This window comes from Chryseolinea sp. H1M3-3 (genome assembly GCF_029360725.1).
GTDB lineage: Bacteria > Bacteroidota > Bacteroidia > Cytophagales > Cyclobacteriaceae > Chryseolinea.
Genome location: NZ_JARKMY010000001.1, coordinates 817,637 through 841,259, shown reverse-complemented (window position 1 = coordinate 841,259; position 23,623 = coordinate 817,637). Strand labels below are relative to the sequence as shown.

Genomic DNA, 23,623 nt, shown 5'->3' with positions numbered 1-23,623 from the left:
GGAATATTCATTTCTATAAAGTCAATCTTAATTTTAGGTGCAATCCGAAAAGAAGTAACTCCCGTAGCGTACAACTTAACCGGCTCACTTAATTCCAAATTCCTTTTTTCTCTTTTGTACAATATCACCCATCTTCGAGGTGTCTTTTGACAAAAGACCAAACGCCGGGTCGATATTCTGCGAGGGGAAAAAATAGATGTAACCCCTTTTACCTTTTAGCTTCAGCTTGTAAAGATTTAAGTAGGGAATAATTTTTAATGATTTCACTTCCGGCCATTCAAAACGAATATTACGATCACCCTCGGTAACGATGATCTTATTTTTTCCAATGGCTACACGGCGCACTTTCTCATTAATGAGCAGGTAGACTGTAAAGCAAATCATCCCTAGCGTAAAAAACAGCAAGGCGATGAAAAAGCTTTTAGGGCCAAACTCATACTGAAAAAAAATAGTACCGGTTACTGCCCATTGAAGAAAACTAAATGCGAGAAAAAAATATTTCGCAAAATAAAATTTAACGGGACTAGCTTCTACCATCTTTATTAAAGGTTGAAAAATGTTAAAACTAAATTACGATAAAATGTCACCGAAAGTTTCCTTATGATAAAACTTTCAGGTCAATGTTTTATTGCGTGCCAGGTTGAACTACTACGGGAAAATCATGACCTCTGGAAAATGTGAAGGGATATTGCGGATTCCCTTTTAATTTTTTCGTAAGCTCCGGTACCTGATCATCAACGTATGACTTCAACTCGTAGATCGTTACTTTTCCATCTCTCGGGGCTCCATCTGCGCCACCTTGCAAACCCTTCATCAGCACATAAGTGAAAAGACCGTGACCTAATGAAGTAAATTCTGTAGCAAATTGCTCACTGCCCGCCGATGCCATTACATGAATTCCTGCACTTCTCGATAATTGAGCAATCGCTTTTTCCTCAGTGGCCCCTCTTGTCGCTAACAATTCAACCGATCCGCCTGATTGACACGCATCCATAACAATTAGTTGCTTCAACGCTTTAATATGTTTCAACTTGTCCTGGAGTAGCGTAGCTTCAATAGCCTCTTTGTGGAGGGAAGAAGCATCGTACAATCTCGAACTTTCCGTGGGTATGAAGAAGAACTTGTTGTCACTCATGCTCCCATGCCCGGCATAGTAAAAGATCAATACATCCTCTTGGCTAACCTTTAAGGAAAGCTCGTCCAATTTATTCAGAATTTTTTGACGTGTTGCATTCTTATCATACAATGTATGAAGTTCAACATTTTTAAAAAGTTGATGGCTCTGCACATTGACAAGTTGGCCAAATGATTCGGCATCTGCCCGCGCGAAATTCAAATTGAGCTTACTGTTTTTATATTCATTGATGCCGACGGCCAAAATATAGCACGTACTATTTTTGGCAACGTGGTCAGAAAACAATTCAGCTGTTTGAATGTCTGATTCAATATTGTCTCTGTTTCTAACCGTGGCGGAAAAAATATTGGATCCGCTGACCAGATTAACTTCATGTTTGTAAGTGGTGGACTCACCCCTGGATCCTGGGAAAGTCAGGGACTCCATATTTATTGCAATGCTTTTTCCATTGTGAAAGAGATTCAAGTTTTTTGCCCCTTTGCCGTTATCAGTAATGCGAACATAAATTTCTGCTTTGCCAACCGTTGAAGGAATCACCGCTAATTTTAACGAGGGCGGTGGAGAGTCTTTCAAACTTTCTTGAAGCGTTTTCGTCTCTGATTTGCCTGACCGGTTTTGGAAAATTTTTGGCAGCAAATCAGGTCGGTAAAAATCTTCGAAGAACTGATCCACAGCATAAGTTTTTAAGCCGTCGACGAAGTGTATGTATTTTCTTGCTTCCTCAGTACTGTTAAAATATCCATCGGGACTTTTTGCCATCCAGTCATTCTCGCCCAAATGAATGTGCTCAAAAAATTCTTTCCCTGTATTTAAATCCCAAAATTTGGTTACTCCATCAACACTGTGACTGATCAGCATTTTATGATCAGGACTAAAAATTAAAGCTGTAATTTCCGCATTGTGTCCTTCGAAAGTTTGAATGACTTTTGATGAAGTAACATCCCATCGCCGAACGATGCGATCTGCACCGGCAGAATAAACGAATTTTTCATCGGGGCTGAAAAGGATCGAATGCACTGCACCTTGATGACCTTTGAATTTTTTGGTCATGAGGCCGGTACCTACATCCCAGATCCTGATGGTTCCATCCCAACTCGAACTCAATAGCGAACGATGATCTTGACTCAATTGTATACCAGAGATGATGTCGGTATGACCGATAAAGTTTCTCACTTCTTTCTTTGTATCGGTCTCCCACATTTGTAACGAATTGTCTAGTCGTGCTGTGAAGAGATAAAGATCGTTTGGATGAAAGATGATGTCATATGCTGAGGCGTTCTGAAATTCGAAGTAGCTCAATAATTTTTTTGTCTCAAGATCATGGATTTTCATCGTTGCATCCCAACTTGAGGAAGCTACCCTTTTTTCATCAGCACTGAATTGAATATCAAAAATTGGTTCGCGATAGGTTTGTATTACCTGGAGAGAATCTCCTGTGTCAAGATCCCATAAGATAATTTTGCCATCACCGCCACCGGTAAGCAGCCTTTTACCATCGCTTGAGAGATCGTAACATAATACAGCCTTCTTATGCCCGACATATTCCATGATGGTTTTCCCTGTGGCGATATCCCATCGTTTTATTTTTGTGCCGAACTTTCCTTTTATTAAAGTCCTTCCATCATTGCTTATCAACAAAGAATTTTTGAAACGAATATATTTTGCGATAGCGGATTGCCAGTAAAAATTGTGATCGTAATTCAAACCGCCTTGATCGCGCTGGTTAAGATATCCCGTAAGGGTCCGCTCGTTTTTATTATTCTTGAAATTCCAGGCAACAGCTGTGTTGTTATCGGAAGTAACGAGCAGCGTTTTGTTATTTACGGCAAATTCTATTTCGTTAAACTCTGCTTGTTCTTTGGCCTGAATACCACTGATTGAATCGCCAGTAGATTCGTTCCAAAGGACGATTTCTTTTTCGGTTGCGCTTGCCAGTGTTTTTCCGTCCTTACTTAAACTAAAGCCCTTCAATCCATCAATCTTGTCTGTATAGGTTTTAATCAGCGTGTAAGAACTAAGATCATACTTTCTGACTGGCCCATGTTGTGATGCTATGTATAGATTTTTATTATCCGGGCTGAACAAGGAGCGAGACCCGCATCCTCCGCACCATCCTTCTTCAAATTGAAACGTATTGATCGCACGCCAATTTTTCGTGTCGTAAAGATTCACAGTACGGTTATCTTCACCAACGGCAAGGAGTCCTCCGTCTGTGGATATGGCTAAATCTACTCCACTTCCCAACCCTTTATCAGCTGAGGCAGAAATTCGTTTTATTTTGTTCCGGGTGGCCAAATCATAAACGGTTATTGAATCACCATATCCAGAGTTGCCATATCCGGCAACGACAAAGAATCGTTGTAGAGGATCGATGACCAAGTCAGTAATAATATCATCTGTTTGGATGGAGTAGATTCTTTTCCCGGTTAACACTTCCCAAAAACAAATAGATTTATCATTGCTTCCAGTAATGAGTGTTTTTCCATCAGGAGTAAATTGAAGGCTGGTCACAGTTGCCTCGTGTCCAAGAAAACTTCTTACCTCGCGGCCGGTAGCCATCTCCCACAATTTCGCTGATTTGTCTTTGCTACCCGTAGCCACATAATTACTGTCCCGACTAATTGCAATTGTTACAACTGCCAACTCATGTCCTTTTTGAATAACAGTTTCCAAGGATTGAGAATAAGAAAGCAACGGGAAACAAATTAAAAAAAGTGTGAACCTCATGAGATTATTATGGTTGAAAGTCCAGAACATGCTGGAATCTATGAATCATGTTTCCGAATATGATGTAACTGCAACTTACAGCCTAAAAAAATAATGCAAGGAATTTATGCTGACGATGGCCATCACCCTCATCTAAACGCAAGACTAAACATCGTCATATTCTTGCCGTCGATGATTCCGCAGATTCAGCTTCTTCGCTGGATAGTTCTTCCCATCGGGCAGGTTCCGTGTTGTGGAGATAATCCAAGATTTTCTTTTCAACGTGTTTGAGTTTGATTAACCGCAGATATTTTCCATTTCGCGCTACGATTAGCCTACCAGTTTCTTCCGAAATAGCAAGAACCAACGTGTCTGTGTTCTCGGACATTCCAACTGCGGCCCGGTGGCGGAGGCCGTAATGAGCAGGAAGATTATCATTTTCCGTGACTGGCAGAACACATCGTGCGGCTTTTATCCTGCCTTTATAGATAACAACTGCACCGTCGTGAAGTGGTGAATTTTTATTAAATATCGAAAGAAGAAGACGCCTGTTGACAGCAGCGTCGAGCTCGTCGCCGGTCTGGACATAGAATTTTAATTCTGTATCGCGGGAGAACACAATCAATGCACCTGTCTTTGTGGCTTTTAACGATTTTACTGCTTCGATCACTTCACTGATGTCGAAATCATCATGGTATTCCGCTCGCCAATTTGAAATTGTCTTGAAAAAATTTTCACGAAACTCCGTTCCTCTTCCAATTACCAATAAGAATTTACGAATCTCGGGTTGAAACAAAATAATCATAGCCAAGACCCCTACACCCATAAACTGTCCTAGAATTGTAGCTAGCAATTCCATTTGAGCGGCACGCACAATGAGGTACACCAGGTAAAGTGCAAGGATGCCGAGGAAGATATTCATGGCAATACTTCCCCGTATGAGTTTATAAACCTGATAGAGTAAAACGCTAACCAGTGCGATATCTATAAAATCAACCCAGCTTACTTCAAGAAATCCTATCTTAAAAAGAAAAATCATTGTGTTACAAAGGTATAGTACGATGTACTATTTATGAAGTGACGATTAATATTAAAAAAGATTTTCGTTGCTCTTAATTTCGATCATAGAAATCAGTTTACAGATTTCGGCAGCTTCTCGAACATCATGAACCCTTAAAATGTTTGCGCCTTTTATCAATGAAATTGTGTTGAGGCACGTGGTTCCGTTGAGAGCAAGGTCTGGCGTGGTTGACAACGTTTTCCAAATCATGGATTTGCGCGATAGGCCGACTAGTATTGGCCTACCAAAAATTTTAAAGTATTCCAGAGCGCTTAGAAGTTTAAAATTCTGTTCTATTGTTTTGGCGAAACCAAAACCCGGATCGATGATAATATCTTTTACACCCAGCGTGTTGAGGTTCCCAATCTTGCTATGAAAATAATCTGCAACATCTTTAACTACGTTTTCATATTCCGTTAGCTTCGTCATGGTTCTAGGATCGCCACGCATATGCATCATAACATATGGTATCTGGAGTTTCGAAACCATCTCAAACATGGCAGTGTCAAGTTCACCGCCACTAATGTCGTTGATCATAGCGGCGCCTTCGTTCACGGCTGCATAGGCAACCTCGCTACGGAAGGTATCAATGGAAATAACAGCTTCCGGGATTTTTTTTTTGATGACCTGAATGGCGTTTGTTATGCGTCGTGTTTCTTCTTCCACTGGTATTTCGTCCGCACCGGGCCGTGAAGAGTAGCCACCCACATCAATAAAAGTGGCACCTTCTTTCATCATCCGTTCTACCTGTGAAAGGATCACGCCTTCGGAATCATACCGACCTCCATCATAAAAGCTATCGGGGGTGATATTCAAAATGCCCATTATTTTGGGGTTGTCAAAAGATATCAGCCGTCCACAGATGTTTAATGTCTGATTTGTATAAAATATTTTATTTTCGACCCTGGATTTCATAGTGTGTTATGATGGAATTCTGATTCAAATTAAGAAGTTTGCCCTCTAAAATTATCCCCTTGATCGAAAAAACTACCCAAGAGTACACTGAGGTGATGACCACCTGCAAAGCCCTGTTTGAAAAAAAAACCCGTGATTATGGCACAGCGTGGCGCATTCTACGCTTACCATCGATTACCGATCAGATATTTATAAAGGCGCAACGAATTCGAAGTATCCAGGAGAAGGGCACACAACGGGTAGATGAACCTATCAAGGACGAATTTGTAGGCATAATCAATTATTGTATCATCGCTTTGATTCAAATGCAGTTGAATGATTCTACTACACTGGAAATGACTTACGAAGAACTGGAGCCTTATTATGAGCGGGCATCAAAGGAGACTTTTGAATTGCTGCAAAATAAAAACCATGACTATGGTGAAGCCTGGCGCGAAATGCGGGTAACTTCCATTACTGATATTATACTTATGAAACTGTTGCGGGTAAAGCAAATCGAAGATAACAATGGAAGAACCCTTGTAAGCGAAGGTGTAAAAGCAAATTATCAGGACATGATCAATTATGCAGTGTTCGCGTTGATTAAATTGAAAGCTTAGGCGCAATCTCAAGCTTCCATTTTTTATCTCTAACTAAAAAGAATGTATGAGAAAAATCATTGACCAGTTTTCGAGGTATTTTGTAGGAGGACTTTTTATTTTTTCTGGTCTCATCAAACTTAATGACCCGATTGGAACGGAAATAAAACTGGAGGAATACTTCGAGGTATTTGGACAGGATTTTGGTTCATTTTTTCTCATCTTCAAACCCTATGCACTGGAAATCGGCATGTTTCTCATCGTGCTGGAGGTTGTACTTGGTGTAGCGGTGCTCATCAATTATCGTATGGAGATCACTACGAAAGTTCTTTTAGCGCTCATCATATTTTTCACTTTCCTCACATTTTATTCAGCGTACTTCAATAAAGTCACCGATTGCGGATGTTTTGGTGATGCAATTAAATTAACACCATGGGAATCATTTATCAAGGATATCATTCTGGTTGTTTTTATACTTCATCTTTTTTGGTATCGAAAAAAATATCGCCCTGTATTGTACACCCTGCAAGGCCATGCCGTAATAGGTTTTACCACCGTTATCAGTTTGGTGCTTGGCATTTATGCAGTGCTTCACTTGCCATTTATCGATTTCAGAGCCTATCGTATTGGGAACAATATCCCACAGCAAATGCTGCCTCCGGAACAACCGATTTTTGAATATACGTTTCTGAAAAAGGAAAATGGGAAACAAATCAAATCTGAAAAGTACTTAACGGATACGCTACAGTATAAGTACGTTGGCGTTGAGCAAACCAATGAGGAAAAAACAAAGGCCAAAATAACCGACTATGCAGTTTCAAGCGTGGAAGGTGAGGATATAACTCAAAGTACGTTCGAAGGACCTAAATTGTTATTTATCATTTATGATGCTGCGAAAGCATCTACCAAAAATATTGATAAAATCAGTTCGCTGATTAAATCGCTTGATGGCAAGATTGAAATGATGGCGCTTACGGCTTCGAGATCGGAGCAATTCGAGGCATTCCGCCATGAGAATCAGTTAGCCATACCGTATTATTTTGCTGATGCGACAGTATTAAAAACAATTGTGCGCTCAAATCCGGGAATTACGCTTTGGGTAAATGGTACCGTGAAAGGGATGTGGCATAACAACGATACACCTACCGCTGAAGAAGTACTTACGATAGCTACCGAGTAAGGACAGTTATTATGAAGATATATTTAATCGGATTGTCCGGTTCAGGTAAAACTACGCTAGGGAAACAGTTGGCAGAAAAGCTTGATGTGCCCTTTGTAGATATGGATTGGGAAATTGAAAAAAAGGAGAATAAATCTGTTCAGGAAATTTTTTCACAAAACGGGGAAGATTATTTCCGACAGCTGGAGGCGACGATATTGCGGGAATGGGCCAGCGCCCCACAAGATTTTGTAATGGGCACAGGTGGAGGTGCTCCTTGCTTTTATGACGGAATCAATATTATCAATCAATCTGGAATAAGTATTTTTCTAGATGTACCGGTGGACGAACTTCAGTCGCGGTTGGCCAATGCCATCGACCGGCCACTGTTGAATTCCGGCGATGAGTCAGCAAAGAAAATGAAACTACATTCTCTAAGAATAGCAAGACTGCCAATCTATAAAAAAGCTCACATTACCATTGAAAACGCGACGTTAGATAAATTGGTAGACGCAATCCATCTTAAAAGGTAAATCCAAAGGTCAGCATATAATTAGCATACTTAAGTTCTTGAATGGCAGCAGGAGTTAAGCCAATGGATGTAAAATATGGTGCCCTTCTGCCTTCGGTAGAACTGAAAACCGCTCCAAGATCTACAAAGAAATTTTTCACACGAACGCCTAATCCCCCACTGACCGATTGAATACTTCGATCAATGCCGTCGGACTGACGATAAGGATCTGCCATGTAATTATAACCAGCTCTTGCTCTGAAAATTTTGTATCGGTATTCAGCGCCAAGTCTATAGTTAACCACCGATTGATATTCTGCTTTAATCCCTTGATTTTCGGGTTTGAAATCAGCCTCGATGTCTGAATTGTATTTGGCCTTTGTATAGTTTACGAACTCAACATCCGCAGAAAGGAAACCAAATTTTGAAAGAAAAGCAGCTCCTGTGGTAATACGCATGGGCGTCGTTAAATTATATTCAGAGATTACTGGCATGTCCTCAAAGTGCTCTGAAACGGAAGGCTGGGATGGGAAACTCGGCTCGTCCGGATCCCCATAATAATTCCATTCGCTGGCCATCCGGGCAGTATATGTATCGGTGATCCGATTGAAAGTCGGCGTAACGAGTGAGGCACCCACTTGCAAGAAGTCCAGCGGGCGGAAAATTGCTCCGAGTGTGAAGTTTACTCCCGAGCCGCTGATGTCGTAGTTCTCATTCATTTGAAAATTATTCACGGGATCGTAATTCGTATCGACGCTATAGCGGAAGTTAGACTCACGATATATTTGTGTGATTTTGTATCTGATGGAAGTGATTCCGATGCCTGCACCTACAAAAAGTTTGTCGCTGATATTGGCTCCATAAGAGATCGACCATTGATATTGGGAACCCTTTGACTCACTTATTTCCTCTTGGTCAACCGTTCTGATTTCGGCAGGAAACCCAGGTTCAGCTGGCAACGGACTCAATACTGATCGATAAGCATAATTGCCGCCATCATCGATATAATCTTCTATCAGATAATTATTATAGGCCAATCCTGTCAAAGAGTAAAAATTATCCCCTGGATCCTGACCTTGTTGCCACAGCATGGATTGAGGATTAATACCAAATGCATCATCGATAAAGTAATCAATAATGGAATTTTCGCTATTGGAACCAGTGTAGCTAAATTTTCTATTCAAATCGTTAGTTCGTGTCAATGAAAGACCAAAACTTCCGCCTAAAAAACCACTCTCCTTTCCAGTATCATGATGGTACACCAAACTTAACCCTGGAATATTGAACATGGATTTGGAAGCATCAGTGGTTTGACCAAGGTAATTGGAGGAGATGTCATTTATGGTCAATCCAGGACTGAGGGTAAACTCCGATCGATTGAACATACCCAAACCCGCAGGATTGGACTGTGCTGAGCTATAATCGCCTCCTAGAGAAACTTGAGTACCCCCCAACGCCTGGATTCGTGCACTTCCACTGGGCCGGGATCTACTGAACAATAGCGCATTATCTATAAAATCCTGTGCAAATCCTGCGGATCCTAAGGACATAAGGGTAACTATGAAGAGTAATTTCTTCATTTGTAGGTGTTTGAAAGTTTAAGTTAATTAGTGACCGCGTCCAGAAGATCTTGAACCGGAGCTTGATCCACCTGAACTACCGGAGGAAGAGCCGCCACCTGTGCTACTTCGACCGCTGGATCCCGAACTTCTCGTGTTAGAATCCCCGTTAGACCAAGAACTGCGGGTATTGCTTTCCCATGACGACCTGTTGGTATTTCCAGAGTTTGGATTGCTATAGCCCGAATTCTCATTGTTATAAGATGAGTTAGTATTCGACTGTGTCCTCCAACTGCGGTTATAGTAATCGGATTGCGTTCTTGATGTATTGGTACTCATGCGGCCGCCCGTCGTCGTTCTTCCGCCGTCATTCGACTCTACCAATCCTCTGTTATAAGACCGGTTATTTCCGTTACCGGCGGTTCTACTTCGTTCACCACTTCTTGAGCCTCGTTTACCATAAACCGGACCGTTTCTATGTCCCGGCTCAACGATAATCACGTGACTAGGATATCCATAATAAGAATAAGAACTCCAGGGGGAATAGCCGCCATAATAAGGATTCCAGGCCCAGGCATTATAATAAGGGTTCACATACCCGTAGTTACCGTATCCAAAATTCATACCCCAGCCGTAATCCCATGAACTACCCCAATGATAGCTAAATGAACTTGACCATCCGGAACGGTAATATGGATTGCGCCATGGGTTTCCCCATGAATCGTAATAACTACCATAGTATGGAGTGTTCCATGAGTTTATAAAAGGGTCATAGTAGTTGCCACCGTACCATGGATTGCTGTACCACCTGTTGAAATTATTATTCCAGTTGTTAAAGTTGCTTGCGTTGTTGTAATGATAATTATTTACGAAGTAGTCTTCATTATCTGCTTGCGCGGTTTCCGCGTTGGTGCGAGCCTGATACTCAGGATTAACATTACGCGCTGAGTAGCTATCCGTAGGATTGACGGGCTCCGCTTCAATCTCTTTTTCTTTTTTATTTTTCTTTATGCTTGCCGTGTAGGAAACATCGCTTGCCCTCGCTGCATTAAGTTTCGCCCGGTCTTTGGAATTAAAATACATGTCATCATTTTCTATCTCTTGAGCTGTTGCAGCGAAAGTAAATAGCAATGAAACTAAACCCAGAAACGCCACCTTACTTTTCATATATCTAAATGTTTTTTGTCTTCATCTATAAACGTTAAAACGCTTTAAAAGTCTTTATAAAGCTACAAAAATTAAGCAGTATTTGTTCCTAGTAAAATTATATTTGCCCTTTGGTTCAAAAAAGATCAATAATTATACCAAGCAATGGGGAAAGAAATACCTACTCGAAGTGAAGATTATTCTTTGTGGTACAATGAACTTGTTAAGAAGGCAGATCTTGCGGAACACTCGGATGTGCGCGGATGCATGGTCATCAAACCATATGGATATAGCATTTGGGAGAAGATGCAGCAAGCTTTAGATAAGATGTTTAAAGATACAGGGCACGTTAATGCTTACTTCCCTTTGTTTGTACCTAAGAGCATGTTTGAAGCGGAAGAAAAAAATGCCGAGGGCTTTGCGAAAGAATGTGCCATCGTGACACATTATCGTTTAAAGACCGATCCCCAAAATAAAGGTAAGCTGATCGTAGATCCAGATGCAAAATTGGAAGAAGAACTCGTGGTTCGTCCTACCAGTGAGGCTATCATTTGGAATACCTATAAGAAATGGATTCAATCATATCGTGATTTGCCGCTTTTGATCAACCAGTGGGCGAACGTCGTGAGGTGGGAGATGCGGACAAGACTTTTCTTACGCACTTCAGAATTCCTTTGGCAGGAAGGTCACACGGCGCATGCCACTAAAGCGGAAGCAATCAGCGAAACAGAACAAATGCTGGATGTCTATGCTGACTTCGCTGAGAAGTTTATGGCACTTCCAGTGGTAAAGGGAAGAAAATCTGCCGGTGAACGATTTCCGGGAGCCGTGGAAACTTATTGTATTGAGGCCCTGATGCAGGATGGAAAATCGTTGCAAGCCGGTACATCACACTTTTTGGGTCAAAATTTTGCCGAAGCATTTGATGTAAAGTTTGCAAGCAGGGAAGGTAAGCTCGACTATGTTTGGGGCACTTCCTGGGGTGTGAGCACCCGTTTAATGGGTGCTTTGATCATGGCCCATTCAGATGACGATGGACTTATCATACCACCTAAATTAGCGCCTATACATGTCGTTATTGTGCCGATTTTTAGAACTGATGAAGAGTTAGCCAGAGTTACGTCGGCGGTAGATCCAATCTTAAAATCGTTAAGGCAACAAGGCTACGCCGTAAAATTTGATAATAGGGACACCCATAAACCAGGTTTTAAGTTCGCCGAATGGGAACTAAAAGGCGTTCCTGTGCGACTGGCGATTGGTCCACGCGACTTAGAAAATGGAACGGTGGAAGTAGCACGACGGGATACAAAAACCAAGGAAAGCAAAAAACTTGAATTTATTGCTGCTGAAATTCCAAAGCTTCTTGACGATATCCAAAACAATATGTTTCAGAAGGCCCTGAAATTCAGGGATAGCATGATTACGGAAGCAAATACATTTGATGAGTTTAAACGCATTCTGGATGAAAAAACAGGCTTTGTTTCCGCGCATTGGGATGGCACCATCGAAACCGAGACCGCCATTAAAGAGGAAACAAAGGCCACAATTAGATGTATACCACTCGACGCTAAAGAGGAGAGGGGAGTTTGTATCTATTCCGGAAAACCATCTGATAAACGGGTTTTATTTGCCAGAGCATACTAAATTCTTCTGATTTTTACTATCCCTTGGCGAAGTAGAATATTAATAAAATAATCCTCACATTCGTAGTCCCTTTATTCGGGCTCATTCATGTTAATGTGGATTATCATCATTTCGTTGTTAGCCATCGGGCTAGGCCTTATTATAGTTGAATTGGTATTCATTCCTGGTACCACCGTGGTTGGGTTATTGGGGCTGATTTTTACAGTCGTAGGAATTGTAATCAGCTATCGGCATTTCGGTAATAACATAGGGCTTTATATTTTGATAGGAACGTCGGTGATGACTTTGGCGGCACTGTTCTTTAGTTTTCGCTCAGGGGCCTGGGCCCGGTTTTCTCATAAGTCGTCCATAGAGAGTAAGGTTAATGAAGGAATGTTAAATACATTAAACATCGGTGATGAAGGCATCACACGTTCCGCTTTAAGACCGGTAGGGACAGCAGAATTTGGAAATCAGAATTACGAAGTACGTACTACCGGAGCGTTTGTCGACAGCGGTACCCGTGTAAAAATTATTCACATTCAATCCAATCAAATAATCGTTCATCCTTTAACTTAACTAATCATAAATAATTTATGGAAGCTGCATCGTTGCTAGTACTGATCTTTGGCGGGATTATTCTGTTTTTCATTTTTCTGTATTTCGTTCCTGTCAATCTTTGGATCACAGCATTATTTTCCGGAGTTAAAGTGGGGTTGTTTGATCTTGTATTCATGCGGATTCGTAAAGTTCCCCCAAGAATAGTTGTCGACTCATTGATCACCGCTACCAAAGCAGGTTTACAAATTTCTTCCAACGATCTTGAAACGCACTATCTAGCGGGAGGTAATGTCCCTAACGTAATCCGTGCCTTGATTTCTGCCGACAAAGCAAACATCAATCTTAGTTTCAAACAGGCAACAGCTATCGACCTGGCTGGACGCGATGTATTTCAGGCTGTTCAGATTTCTGTAAATCCTAAAGTAATCACCACCCCAAAGGTTGCGGGTGTTGCTTCAGATGGTATTCAATTAATTGCTATCGCCAGGGTAACTGTACGCGCAAGTATCGCGCAGTTGGTCGGGGGTGCAGGTGAAGATACAATTCTTGCCCGGGTAGGTGAAGGTATTGTATCGTCCATTGGTTCTGCCAAGTCGCACAAGGAAGTATTGGAGAGCCCTGATAAAATATCCAAACTTGTTTTATCGCGCGGGCTAGACGCTGGAACAGCATTTGAAATTCTTTCCATTGATATTGCTGACGTGGATGTTGGAGCTAACATTGGTGCGAAATTACAAATCGACCAGGCTTCCGCGGACTTAAAGGTTGCCGAAGCGCGTGCTGAAGAAAGACGTGCCATGGCTGTTGCCCTTGATCAGGAAATGAAAGCCAAAGCTCAGGAAGCACGGGCGAAAGTAATTGAAGCTGAGGCTGAAATCCCTAAGGCAATTGCCAGTGCATTTGAGAAAGGTAATCTAGGAATAATGGATTACTACAGGATGCAAAACGTTCAGTCCGACACAGAGATGAGACAAGCAATTTCAGGATCAGGAAAAGGGAATCCAGGTGCACCTAAAAAAGATTAATGAGGGAATTTAATAGTGTGGAGGAGCAATATTTTTGCGACACCGCATTTACAATTTCACGTCAATCCATTCTGATTTGACCATCGCCAAAAAAATATTGTTGGAGGGGTCATAAGAAAGATAATCATACATCAGCGGAATCGTACTGATGCCTTGAGATGTAATGGCTCCATACTTGCCATCGCGCTGAACAATGATGTAGCCGTTGTTAAGATCATCGATCTTATTATACTTGGTATTGATGAGTATTCGGCCTTGAGCATCAGCAAGTCCGACCAAACCGCCCTGTTCAATAATGATGTTTTTATTAGGTAAAACCTGAACACGGTTATATCTTGGTAACACCACCTGCTTGCCAGTCTTATCCACTACGCCAAAAAAACCTTTCTGCTTCACTATGGAAAGTCCATGTTTAAAATCGGATACTTCATCATAAATAGGTTGAATGGCAATCCGGTCATCATGACCAATAAATCCCCATCGGCCGCGGATTTTCATAGCCGCAAGTTGTTCACTGAAAGGTTGAATATCATCGTACCGGTTTGCAATCCGCAATCTGCCTTGTGAATCTATAAATCCATATTGCCCATTTTTTTTAATGCCCCGAAGACCCTCTGTCTCGGGATAAATTTTTTCGACAAGGTCTGGAAGTAAGATGCGGTTGGTGATCACGCCGTTCATTCCAATTTCCCAAATCGTTCCTGACGGGAGGTACTCTAATAAAATGTCTCCATTTACCTGTAGCCTGTTCTCGGTAAAATAAATGATACTGTTATCAAACGATTTGAGATAAGTTGTCTTTTGAGCATATTCTAAAAATCTATCTTCACTGATGAGCCGTAATTTATTCGAACGCGGGGCGACAAGCCAATGTTCTCTTTCGTTGATAACTCCATACTGACCATGGAATTTCACAACAACGTTTCCCTGGAATTGCTGTAGGATGGAATCGTATGTGCAGGAAAGAATTTCTTTCCCTGACGGATTAATGGCGCCCCAAAAGTTCCTGTTTGTCACTGGAAAGAATTCCCCATTGAAAGGATGTATAGCGTCATATGGTTTGGTATGTAACGGTTTACCAATGGAGTCCAATACCACCCAGTTATTCTTATTACCCTGTTTTATATTGGAGATATAAAACATAGCGTCGCGTTGAAGATGTGAATACCTGGGTTCAATAACCACTTTACCTTCATCAGTCACGACACCATATTTTCCATCCACGGAAAATATTGCTCTACCCTTTCGGAAGTTTTGTAATTCGTGTATACGTGGACCGGCTTTTAAATTGAGCGTATAATCTGCGAGTTGGATAACACCAGCACTACGAAATTTTAATAAATTCTTAGCGATGCCTGAGATGGAGTCTGCAAGTGCTTTTTGTTTAAGATTGTTTTGGCCGTCCAGAAATAACCATGTTGGAGACTGCCTGTAGGAAATTGTGCCATCATTATTGATTTTGATCTCCCTGTATTTAGCCTCAACCTTCATGACACCTTCCCGATCAATTAACCCCTGGTATAACCCCTGATAGACGACTGCATAATTTTTTTGAAAAGTTGAAATACTATCGATCGTGAAACTTGAGATTTGTTTTCCGTCTTCTGTATAGAGAGCCCATTTGTTTTCAAAATTTTCAACAGCGTATCGGAGACTCCCAATCGATCGAATATTCTTAAATTGTTGAGGTATAAGAATTCTATTTTCTAAATCCACCAACCCATACTTGTATTGATTTCCTTGCCGGGTGAAAACAATGGCACGCAACGATGATACTTTGATGTCATGGTAAAGGAATGGAATTACCTCTTTTCCCGAAGAGGTAATGATGCCGCAAACAATCTGTAGTGACGTTGGAGATTTTTTCCGGGCAATTAACATCGAGGCCTCGGCGGGAGAAATGTCTTCAAACTCCGCTTTCGTGATAATTTGATTCGCGAGACTGATTAAGCCCCACTTATTATGAGATTTGTAACCTATCGCATTGCTTACTACGGAAAACTCGCCGTCACTCCAACCAAGTGCTTCATACTTCGCTGGAATTAAAACCTTTCCTGCCTCGTTTTTTAAGCCAACTTTTCCATTAGCCTCGAAAACACTATACCCCTTGGCAACAGAAAAAATAGTCAGCAGTAGGCAAAAAATAAATGTCGCGCGCTTCATTATATAATTATAACAAAGTTAGGTTAGAAATTGGAATCCAATAATTTTTAGAAAAATTGTCGGTATGGAAGTTCAAGTTGATATGTAAGATACGTGCATTAAAAACAATATCATCACAATAAAAGTGCAGTGATAAATACTTTCCCATCGAAGAAAAAGGATGTCTGATTTTCCCTTGCGGGATACAAAGTTTCTTATGGATGTTAAATGAACATTCGCCGCGGCAAAGTCATCTTACAAACCATATAAAGAATCTTGTATGATTATCGGCAACAAAAAATAAAAACGACTCATCTTTCGCTGTGTCAGAAACAACTTGGGCAGTCAGCTATTAGATTTATTATCGAGAAGTATGTGTAATGTGGAAAAGGAGATGTCTTGCTAATAGGGTTACTCCAGTTTTTTATGGAAATACAATTCATGTTCAGGCAATAGAGCCGGGTGAGCAATTTTAACGAGATCTTTAAGAATGATATCAGGCCTTAAATATCCAAGTTCAAGAAATTCACTGCCGCCTTTTAATCCCTTTTTCATATTTGAGGTATAAACTTTTTTTTGTTTAAAAGGCTGGAAGCGTGTGTAGCGATGATCCGCTGTTTCGATTTCTTTTAGGGAAGAAAAAGATCCAACACCAATCCAGAGATCGGCATCGTGTGCCTTTTCATAAACGGATTCAAAACTCAATTCCAGAAATCCATTTGATGAAGTTTCCTTCCATAAATAATTACATCCCGCGTCATTTAAAAGCACGGCCGCATAATTCTGGCCGCCCGGTAAAAACCATGTATCACCGTATACAATACCGCTCAGTACCGACGGTTTGGTATTCACTGTTTTAGCTACAGCTTGAATGTCGAGATATTCTTTTTCAATAATAGAGAAAATAGAATCGGCGGCTTTCTCTTTGTTAAAGAATAGTGCCATGAATTTTATCCACTCTGCTCTGCCGAGCGGATGCTTCTCCAGATACTCGGCGTTCAATACGACGGGTACATTAAGTTCTTCGACTTTTTTAAACTGTCCATAGTCACTACTCATGGTATAGCCCATTACCATATCCGGATTTAACATGGCGATCCGTTCGAGATTAAGCCCTTTGTCAATGCCGAGGTCTTGCACTTTTCCTTCGTCCACCAGCTTTCGTGCTTGTGGCGAACTGATATAGTCTGTAGTAGGAAAGCCAACCAACTTCCCGGTTTCACCTAAATAGTCGAGTAAAGGTATATGTGTTGTTGAAGTACAAATGATAGAGGACAGGGGTATTGGAATGATGCGTACGTCAGGTGCATGTGCGGGCACAGGGCGGCCTTTCGGTACCAGTAGATATTTGTACCCAGTTGTTGCTCCTTGAAACGGATATACTACCTCGACAAGCTTTGTGCTGTCACTTTGATAGGTTACGGTAAAGCCAGACGCATACTGAAGTTTCGTGTTCGAAGAAATAAGGACGGCAGACCGTGGCGAAGATTTTTTTCCTTCACAACCAATTGTTGCTGCTGTTACCTGAAGTACGAAAAAACATCGGATTATAAACATCGGTGCTTTGTTGGACAACGACCATGCAATCCCTGGCTTGGGCATCTCTAAAGGTTTTTATGTGAAGTTCAATATTCAGTACACCACGTTCAATTATCAAGGAATTTCGAAAGAATCATTTTAAGCGGAAGGTTGTAACCGAATTAATTCATCGAAGGGGTTTGGTTAATGCAACGGAGTGGCTTATGTTTGTTTCGAATTTGTGGTTCTACTGAAGGTTATCAAACAGCAGTAGATTAAAAGGGAATGCCGGTGATAATTAAGTAAATTAATTCCGGAGCTGTCCCCGCAACTGTAATTCACAATCTTGTTGTTGACTATCTAAATGCCACTGCGGCGCTACGCCATGGGAAGGCGTCAACAAAGTGAAAAGCCAGGAGACCTGCCATACTTCAAACTTAATTCAGAGCTTTCGGGTGAAAGGCAATGATAGATAGGACATTCCTATTTACTTCATTTCTTCCAGAGCTCATAGTGTTCGACTAAAAAAATATGCTATGAGAAAACATTACGTACTATTCCTTTTTGGTATCATCTCTCTTTCCCCTGCGGGCGCGCAGGATTCTTTAAAAACAACCATGCTTGATGAAGTTGTCACAACTGCCGCAAGATCTGACCAGTCGGTGATGGGTACACCCAGAAGTGTAACTGTAATTAATCAGGAAATGATTGAAAAAAGTTTGTATAACTCCGTCGGCGAATTGCTAACCAACCAGAGCGGAATTTATGTAGTCGGGGCTAATCAAACACCGGGCTCAACGCAAAGCCTTTTCATGCGGGGAGCCAATAGCAACCAGGTATCAATTATGATTGATGGTGCCCGCATCACAGATCCATCTTCTCCCAATGCTACCATTGATGTGAACGAACTTTCTTTGACCGATATAGAAAGGATTGAGATAATCCGTGGTGCCCATAGTACTTTATACGGAGGATCTGCTGTAGGAGGCGTTGTCAACATTATAACCAAGAAAAATCAGGCTGTAGGATTTCACGGGCATGGCGCTTTACAGGCAGGAACATATGGAAAATCTTCTTCCGCATTCTCGGAAACGCTGGGGCTGAATTATACTTTAAAAAACGGCGTATATCTAAACGGGGCTATGTTCAATCAAAATGTAAATGGTCTCAATGCCTCTATCGATACAACAAACAATCCAGGTATTTATACGACTAGAGATAAAGACGATTTTGAAAAAACAGATTTGTATGTAAAGGGAGGGTTCAAAAATAAAATTTGGGATGCATTTATTTCTTACAAACATGTGTCTCAGGATGCGGATATCGACGACGGTATTTATAATGATGACGATAACAGTTTGATAACCTTCGATCGCAATTTAATTAACTATCAACTGGGTTATCAGCTAACTAAAAACTGGCGAATTTCAGCATTGGGATCATGGAGCGATTCTGAAAGGCACGCTGTCAATGATTCGTCGGTCAATGATTTTAACGGTAACTATGATGCAACTTTTGTCGAAGCGAAATACAACGGCAAAATTATAACCACGGAGCTCCAACTTAATTATGAGTATGGCAAAGTCAAAGGTGTAATTGGTGGCGGCCAGTACCGGGAAGATATGAATTTTAATACTTATTATTTTAATCATTCCGAGTTCGGTGACTATGAATCCATTGTCAATTATGATACACTAGACACCTCTGTGAAAACCAATTATCTTTTTGGACAGGTTAATGTAAGGTTAAATAATTTCAATTTTTCAATTGGGTCTCGTTTAAGCAATCATACCTTCTTTGGTAATTATTGGACAGTTGAAGCAAATCCGTCTTATTACATTGGCAATACATTGATATATGCATCGCTGTCAACGGGTTTTAATCCTGCTTCTTTATACCAGCTTTTTGATCCTAGCAAAGGTTTTAACGCTTACACTACACGTGGTAATAAAAACCTTAATCCTGAAGAGTCAGTCTCTTTAGAATTTGGTATAAAGAAAGAATTCAAAAGTGGTAGCTATATCACGGTTTCAGCTTACCGATCTGAGACAACAGATGCAATAGAGTACATTTATTTGTGGGATAAGAATAAAAGTATCAATGAACTATCTTATATGGATAATCTGGGTGATGTCTACATTAATGTTGCGCGGCAAGAAGTTCACGGCGTTGAAATCGATGGTAGCTTCGTTTTCAATAAATTTAATCTTCATGCAAATATGTCGTGGCTTGAAGGTAACATCACAATCCGTCCGGATGATATCGATAATACAGTAACGGGTGGACACCATGTGCAGCTTTTCAATTATGGATCTTTCGTAACGGAAGAAGTGAAGATAGATAAACTTGTAAGGCGGCCAAGTTTTACAGCGTACGTTCAACTGAATTATAGGCCTACGAAGAACTGGACATTTAGTACAACGTATCGATACGCAAGCTCCCGTTTTGATTCAGGTTATGATGAGAATCTGGGGCCTTATGGTGCGCTCAATCAATTCAAAGTAGCTTATTATAATTTGTTTGATCTTGGCGCCAACTGGAGGATTAACAACCACTTTTCAGTCGGCATGAAAATCGAGAATGTTTTGAACGAAGAATACCAAGAACTAATCGGATTTCAAACCAGGGGACGTTCCGGCTATTTAAAGCTTAATTTTACGTGGTGATTTAGTCTTCACTACTTTTAATTTCGCGATGATATATCTTCAGGAGATTTGCGGCCGCATGTTTCGGTGAGAGCTTTTGTTCTGTTATTAAGGCTTCCAATTTCTTTTTTTCTGACTGAACAATCGGTGACTGCTGAAGATCCAACGCTAGAAGTTGTTTGAAATAATCTTCAAACCATTCAAGTTCTTGTAATCGACGGTGATCGGCAAAAAATCCATTCGCTGTTGTTAACTCTTTATAAGCTAAAATCATTCTCCAAACTTCATCGATGCCGGTGCCGGCGTATGCCGAGGTAGTGATTACCCGTGGCAGCCAACCCGATTTTGGAACACGTTGCAGATGGAGTGCTTGCTGGTAGGTAGCTTTTGCCGCGTCAGCGCTCGAAATATTGCCGCCATCGGCTTTAGTAATAACGATGGCATCGGCAATTTCTGTAATGCCTTTTTTTATTCCTTGCAATTCATCTCCGGCACCCGCTAGCATAAGCAGTAAAAAAAAGTCGACCAGACTTTTAACATTTATTTCAGATTGCCCAACGCCTACCGTTTCAATAATAATTATTTCATAGCCTGCCGCCTCGCAAAGAAGCACGACATCGTGTGTTGTCTGCGTCACGCCGCCCAGTGCGTTTCCCGACGCGCTTGGTCGTATGTACGCCAATGGATTTTTGGAAAGTTCTTCCATCCGCGTTTTGTCGCCGAGGATGCTTCCCTTTGTAACCTGACTGCTGGGATCCACTGTTAAAACCGCCAGCCTTTTTCCAAATGCCGTGACATGTCTTCCTAACGCTTCAATAAAAGAACTTTTCCCAACGCCCGGGACACCCGTAATGCCAACACGTATGGATTTACCTGTTGCATGTATGATTTTGTCTAAAAGCTCTGTGCTTAATTTCTTGTCCTGTTCTAGATTACTTTCAATTATGGTAATAGCCTGACTAAGTGCCATGCGGTCACCTTGCAAAACGCTGGCTGCTAATGAATCAATAAGAGGCCGGGATTTTATAGATTGTCTCAAGGTAATGGTAATGCTAGGTTTAATTTCTAAATTTACTTAACACATCGTGAATCAATATGAGAAATTTTTGGACTGACTGCGTTCTTGCAACTGCATTTGTGTTCCTGGCGATGTGGGGATTGGTGGGTTTGACCCAATTGAATGTTTTCAATGCCTTTGACCCAATAGGTGAAGCGCTCGCAGATGTAGAATTAACGGATTATGTTTTTTCAAGACTTCGTGAAGATCCTGAAGTCGATCAGAATATCGTGGTAGTAAACATCGGGAATTTATCAAGGGCTGAGATTGCCGAAGAAATTAAAATAATTAGTCAGCACAAACCAAAGGTAATCGGCATCGATAGCTTTTTTGGTTGCCCGACTGAACTTAGGGATACGGTTAACTGTCCTAAACTGCGGGACGTAATGGGGAATCTGCTATTAGGTAACGCCATTCAGGAGGCTGGAAATGTTGTGTTGGTTACAAAGGTACTTCAAAGAGATTCGCTATTACCTGCCGATACTTTTGATTCTTTACGAAGATCCGATGATGTTTTCAGTGACCACGCTATTCGCGAAGGTTACGCAAATCTGGATACCGATGCGGAATTTCAGGACGATGTAAAAACCTGCCGCCTATTTAATCCCAAAATTGATGTTAATGGCAAACCGAACTATGCCTTTGCTGTAGAGATGGCAATGGAATACGATTCAATTAAAACGCTTAAATTCCTGGGCCGTAACAACTATACCGAGGTAATTAACTATCGTGGAAATGTCTACGATATCTATGGGACCACAAATTATCCTCAGATGTTTTATACACTTGATGTGGAGGATGTGACATCTGGTAACTTTGTTCCCGAGATGATTAAAGATAAGATTGTGATATTTGGGTACCTCGGAGAATACCTCGGTGATCCTTCCTGGGATGATAAGTTCTATACGCCATTGAATAAGAAGTTAGCTGGAAAGGCCAACCCAGATATGTTTGGAGCTGTGGTGCACGCCAATATTGTTTCCATGATTTTGAATGAAGATTATGTAAATCAAATGGCCCAATGGCAAGAGGTAATGATGGCCATCGTTTTATGTTTATTGAACGTGGCATTATTTTCGTTAATTAATAATCACTTGCCTCTATGGTACGATGGTATTACCAAGCTGTTGCAGCTTATTCAGTTATTGCTGTACACAATTTTAATGGTGATGATATTTCATTGGTATTCATTCAAATTAAACGTCACCCTTACGTTGGCCGCGGTGGCGCTGGTAGGTGATGTTTATGAAGTTTATATGAGTGTGATTAAAAACATCTATTTCAAGATAAAGGGATGGTTTTTGATTACCCCTAATGACGATGCTGTATTAACCCCCGTAAACACGGAAGAATCATAATTTTCAACGGTTTCTGAATTTCTAAATAAATCATGAAGACATCTTTATTGACCTTTTTAATGGCATTTTTAACTTCTATTGCCAGTGCGCAAGAATACGCTTTCAAAGTCTTGGCTAATAAAGGAGCAAACGAGGTTAAATCTGGAAATGATTGGGTGCCGATTAAAACAGGAGCTAGTCTGAAAAATGACGACGAAGTAAAACTAAGTGCAAATTCTTATATGGGCCTGGTGCATGCTACGGGAAAACCCCTTGAACTAAAACAACCGGGAAACTATAAAGTGTCGGACCTTGCTACTCAAATAAAGACAGGCACCAGTGTTTTGACTAAATACACGGATTTCATTTTAAGCAGTAACTCCGCTGAAGCAAAAAAGAACCGACTGAGCGCGACAGGTGCTGTTGACCGCGGTGACAATGCTGCAATACAATTAATGCTTCCTCAAAATCAGCACTCGGGTATCTATAATAACGTGGCAATAATAAGCTGGTTAGGTAGTAAAGTCCCAGGCCCGTACGTTGTCACCATACGAAATATGTTTGATGATGAATTGGCACAAATGGAAACTCCGGAAACAAGTTATCAGATCGACTTGGCTGATCCCAAGTTTTCAAAGGAGAATGCACTGTTGATTGAAGTAAAATCTAAGAGTGATCCAAAACAAGTTTCAAAACAGCATTTAATAAAAAGACTGGCGCCCGCTGAGAAAGAGAATGTGAAAAAATCGCTTAATGAAATCATCGGAGAAGTTGGAGAACAGACAGCCTTGAATAAATTTATTCTCGCTGGCTTTTATGAGGAAAACAATCTCTTTATCGATGCCATCTCAGCTTACGAGGAGGCCATCAAACTTGCTCCGGATGTAACTACCTACAAAGAGGCGTATGACGATTTTCTAATTCGTCACGGTATAAAAAAATAGTA

18 protein-coding genes and 1 riboswitch are annotated in these 23,623 nt (G+C 41.0%); of the genes, 9 read left to right on the top strand and 9 right to left on the bottom strand.

Annotated features, from left to right (window positions below; translation table 11 throughout):
• Positions 1 to 84: 84 nt before the first annotated feature.
• The 4 genes from P2W71_RS03620 to folP all read right to left on the bottom strand — a co-directional run bounded on the left by P2W71_RS03620 (position 85) and on the right by folP (position 5,816).
• The gene (locus tag P2W71_RS03620; protein WP_276367137.1) at positions 85 to 537 is read right to left on the bottom strand and encodes a hypothetical protein; all 453 of its coding nucleotides are present in this window, start codon (positions 535 to 537) and stop codon (positions 85 to 87) included.
• An 88-nt stretch (positions 538 to 625) separates the two neighbouring features.
• Positions 626 to 3,862 carry a caspase family protein gene (locus P2W71_RS03615; RefSeq protein ID WP_276367134.1) on the bottom strand — a complete coding sequence of 1,079 codons (3,237 nt, stop codon included), beginning with the start codon at positions 3,860 to 3,862 and terminating at the stop codon, positions 626 to 628.
• A gap of 154 nt (positions 3,863 to 4,016) precedes the next feature.
• Positions 4,017 to 4,880, bottom strand: coding sequence for a diadenylate cyclase CdaA (gene cdaA, locus P2W71_RS03610; protein WP_276367130.1), 864 nt, complete (start codon positions 4,878 to 4,880; stop codon positions 4,017 to 4,019).
• Between the two features lie 51 nt (positions 4,881 to 4,931).
• Positions 4,932 to 5,816 (bottom strand): dihydropteroate synthase, encoded by an 885-nt coding sequence (gene folP / locus P2W71_RS03605; protein WP_276367127.1) that lies wholly within the window; start codon positions 5,814 to 5,816, stop codon positions 4,932 to 4,934.
• 59 nt (positions 5,817 to 5,875) lie between these two features.
• Between folP and P2W71_RS03600 the strand changes: the two genes are divergently transcribed.
• From P2W71_RS03600 to P2W71_RS03590, 3 genes are read left to right on the top strand one after another with little or no spacing between them, the layout of a single operon-like run.
• Positions 5,876 to 6,415 (top strand): DUF1599 domain-containing protein, encoded by a 540-nt coding sequence (locus P2W71_RS03600; protein ID WP_276367123.1) that lies wholly within the window; start codon positions 5,876 to 5,878, stop codon positions 6,413 to 6,415.
• Between the two features lie 46 nt (positions 6,416 to 6,461).
• A complete protein-coding gene (locus P2W71_RS03595) occupies positions 6,462 to 7,574 on the top strand; it encodes a BT_3928 family protein (protein ID WP_276367120.1) in 1,113 nt (370 codons plus the stop codon).
• Between the two features lie 11 nt (positions 7,575 to 7,585).
• A complete protein-coding gene (locus P2W71_RS03590; RefSeq protein ID WP_276367118.1) occupies positions 7,586 to 8,086 on the top strand; it encodes a shikimate kinase in 501 nt (166 codons plus the stop codon).
• On the opposite strand, the gene P2W71_RS03585 is transcribed toward P2W71_RS03590, so the two are convergent.
• On the bottom strand, positions 8,076 to 9,644 hold the full coding sequence (locus P2W71_RS03585) for a hypothetical protein (RefSeq protein WP_276367116.1): 1,569 nt from the start codon (positions 9,642 to 9,644) through the stop codon (positions 8,076 to 8,078). The two genes, P2W71_RS03590 and P2W71_RS03585, sit on opposite strands and share 11 nt — an antisense overlap.
• A 27-nt stretch (positions 9,645 to 9,671) precedes the next feature.
• Positions 9,672 to 10,790, bottom strand: a complete 1,119-nt coding sequence (locus tag P2W71_RS03580) for a hypothetical protein (RefSeq protein ID WP_276367114.1) — start codon at positions 10,788 to 10,790, stop codon at positions 9,672 to 9,674.
• Between the two features lie 144 nt (positions 10,791 to 10,934).
• Here P2W71_RS03580 and proS point away from each other — a divergent pair, with 144 nt between their 5' ends.
• From proS to floA, 3 genes are all read left to right on the top strand, one after another.
• Positions 10,935 to 12,413, top strand: coding sequence for a proline--tRNA ligase (gene proS, locus P2W71_RS03575; RefSeq protein WP_276367112.1), 1,479 nt, complete (start codon positions 10,935 to 10,937; stop codon positions 12,411 to 12,413).
• Between the two features lie 87 nt (positions 12,414 to 12,500).
• Positions 12,501 to 12,971, top strand: coding sequence for an NfeD family protein (locus tag P2W71_RS03570; RefSeq protein WP_276367109.1), 471 nt, complete (start codon positions 12,501 to 12,503; stop codon positions 12,969 to 12,971).
• Between the two features lie 17 nt (positions 12,972 to 12,988).
• Positions 12,989 to 13,978, top strand: a complete 990-nt coding sequence (floA, locus tag P2W71_RS03565) for a flotillin-like protein FloA (RefSeq protein WP_276367106.1) — start codon at positions 12,989 to 12,991, stop codon at positions 13,976 to 13,978.
• 48 nt (positions 13,979 to 14,026) lie between these two features.
• Here the strand turns inward: floA and P2W71_RS03560 are convergent, their stop codons facing one another.
• Together P2W71_RS03560 and P2W71_RS03555 are read right to left on the bottom strand one after the other, a co-directional pair.
• Positions 14,027 to 16,141: a WG repeat-containing protein gene (locus P2W71_RS03560; RefSeq protein ID WP_276367103.1), complete on the bottom strand. Its 2,115-nt coding sequence runs from the start codon at positions 16,139 to 16,141 to the stop codon at positions 14,027 to 14,029.
• Between the two features lie 390 nt (positions 16,142 to 16,531).
• On the bottom strand, positions 16,532 to 17,722 hold the full coding sequence (locus tag P2W71_RS03555) for an ABC transporter substrate-binding protein (protein WP_276367101.1): 1,191 nt from the start codon (positions 17,720 to 17,722) through the stop codon (positions 16,532 to 16,534).
• A gap of 141 nt (positions 17,723 to 17,863) precedes the next feature.
• A riboswitch (cobalamin riboswitch) is annotated at positions 17,864 to 18,082 on the top strand.
• A gap of 92 nt (positions 18,083 to 18,174) precedes the next feature.
• Here P2W71_RS03555 and P2W71_RS03550 point away from each other — a divergent pair.
• Positions 18,175 to 20,304 carry a TonB-dependent receptor gene (locus P2W71_RS03550; protein WP_276367098.1) on the top strand — a complete coding sequence of 710 codons (2,130 nt, stop codon included), beginning with the start codon at positions 18,175 to 18,177 and terminating at the stop codon, positions 20,302 to 20,304.
• Between the two features lies 1 nt (position 20,305).
• On the opposite strand, the gene meaB is transcribed toward P2W71_RS03550, so the two are convergent.
• Entirely contained in the window at positions 20,306 to 21,322 is a 1,017-nt protein-coding gene (gene meaB / locus P2W71_RS03545; protein ID WP_276367095.1) for a methylmalonyl Co-A mutase-associated GTPase MeaB, read from the bottom strand.
• A 56-nt stretch (positions 21,323 to 21,378) separates the two neighbouring features.
• On the opposite strand from meaB, the gene P2W71_RS03540 reads away from it, so the two are divergent.
• Positions 21,379 to 22,698 carry a CHASE2 domain-containing protein gene (locus P2W71_RS03540; protein WP_276367093.1) on the top strand — a complete coding sequence of 440 codons (1,320 nt, stop codon included), beginning with the start codon at positions 21,379 to 21,381 and terminating at the stop codon, positions 22,696 to 22,698.
• Between the two features lie 32 nt (positions 22,699 to 22,730).
• Positions 22,731 to 23,621 carry a hypothetical protein gene (locus P2W71_RS03535; RefSeq protein WP_276367090.1) on the top strand — a complete coding sequence of 297 codons (891 nt, stop codon included), beginning with the start codon at positions 22,731 to 22,733 and terminating at the stop codon, positions 23,619 to 23,621.
• Positions 23,622 to 23,623: the final 2 nt, after the last annotated feature.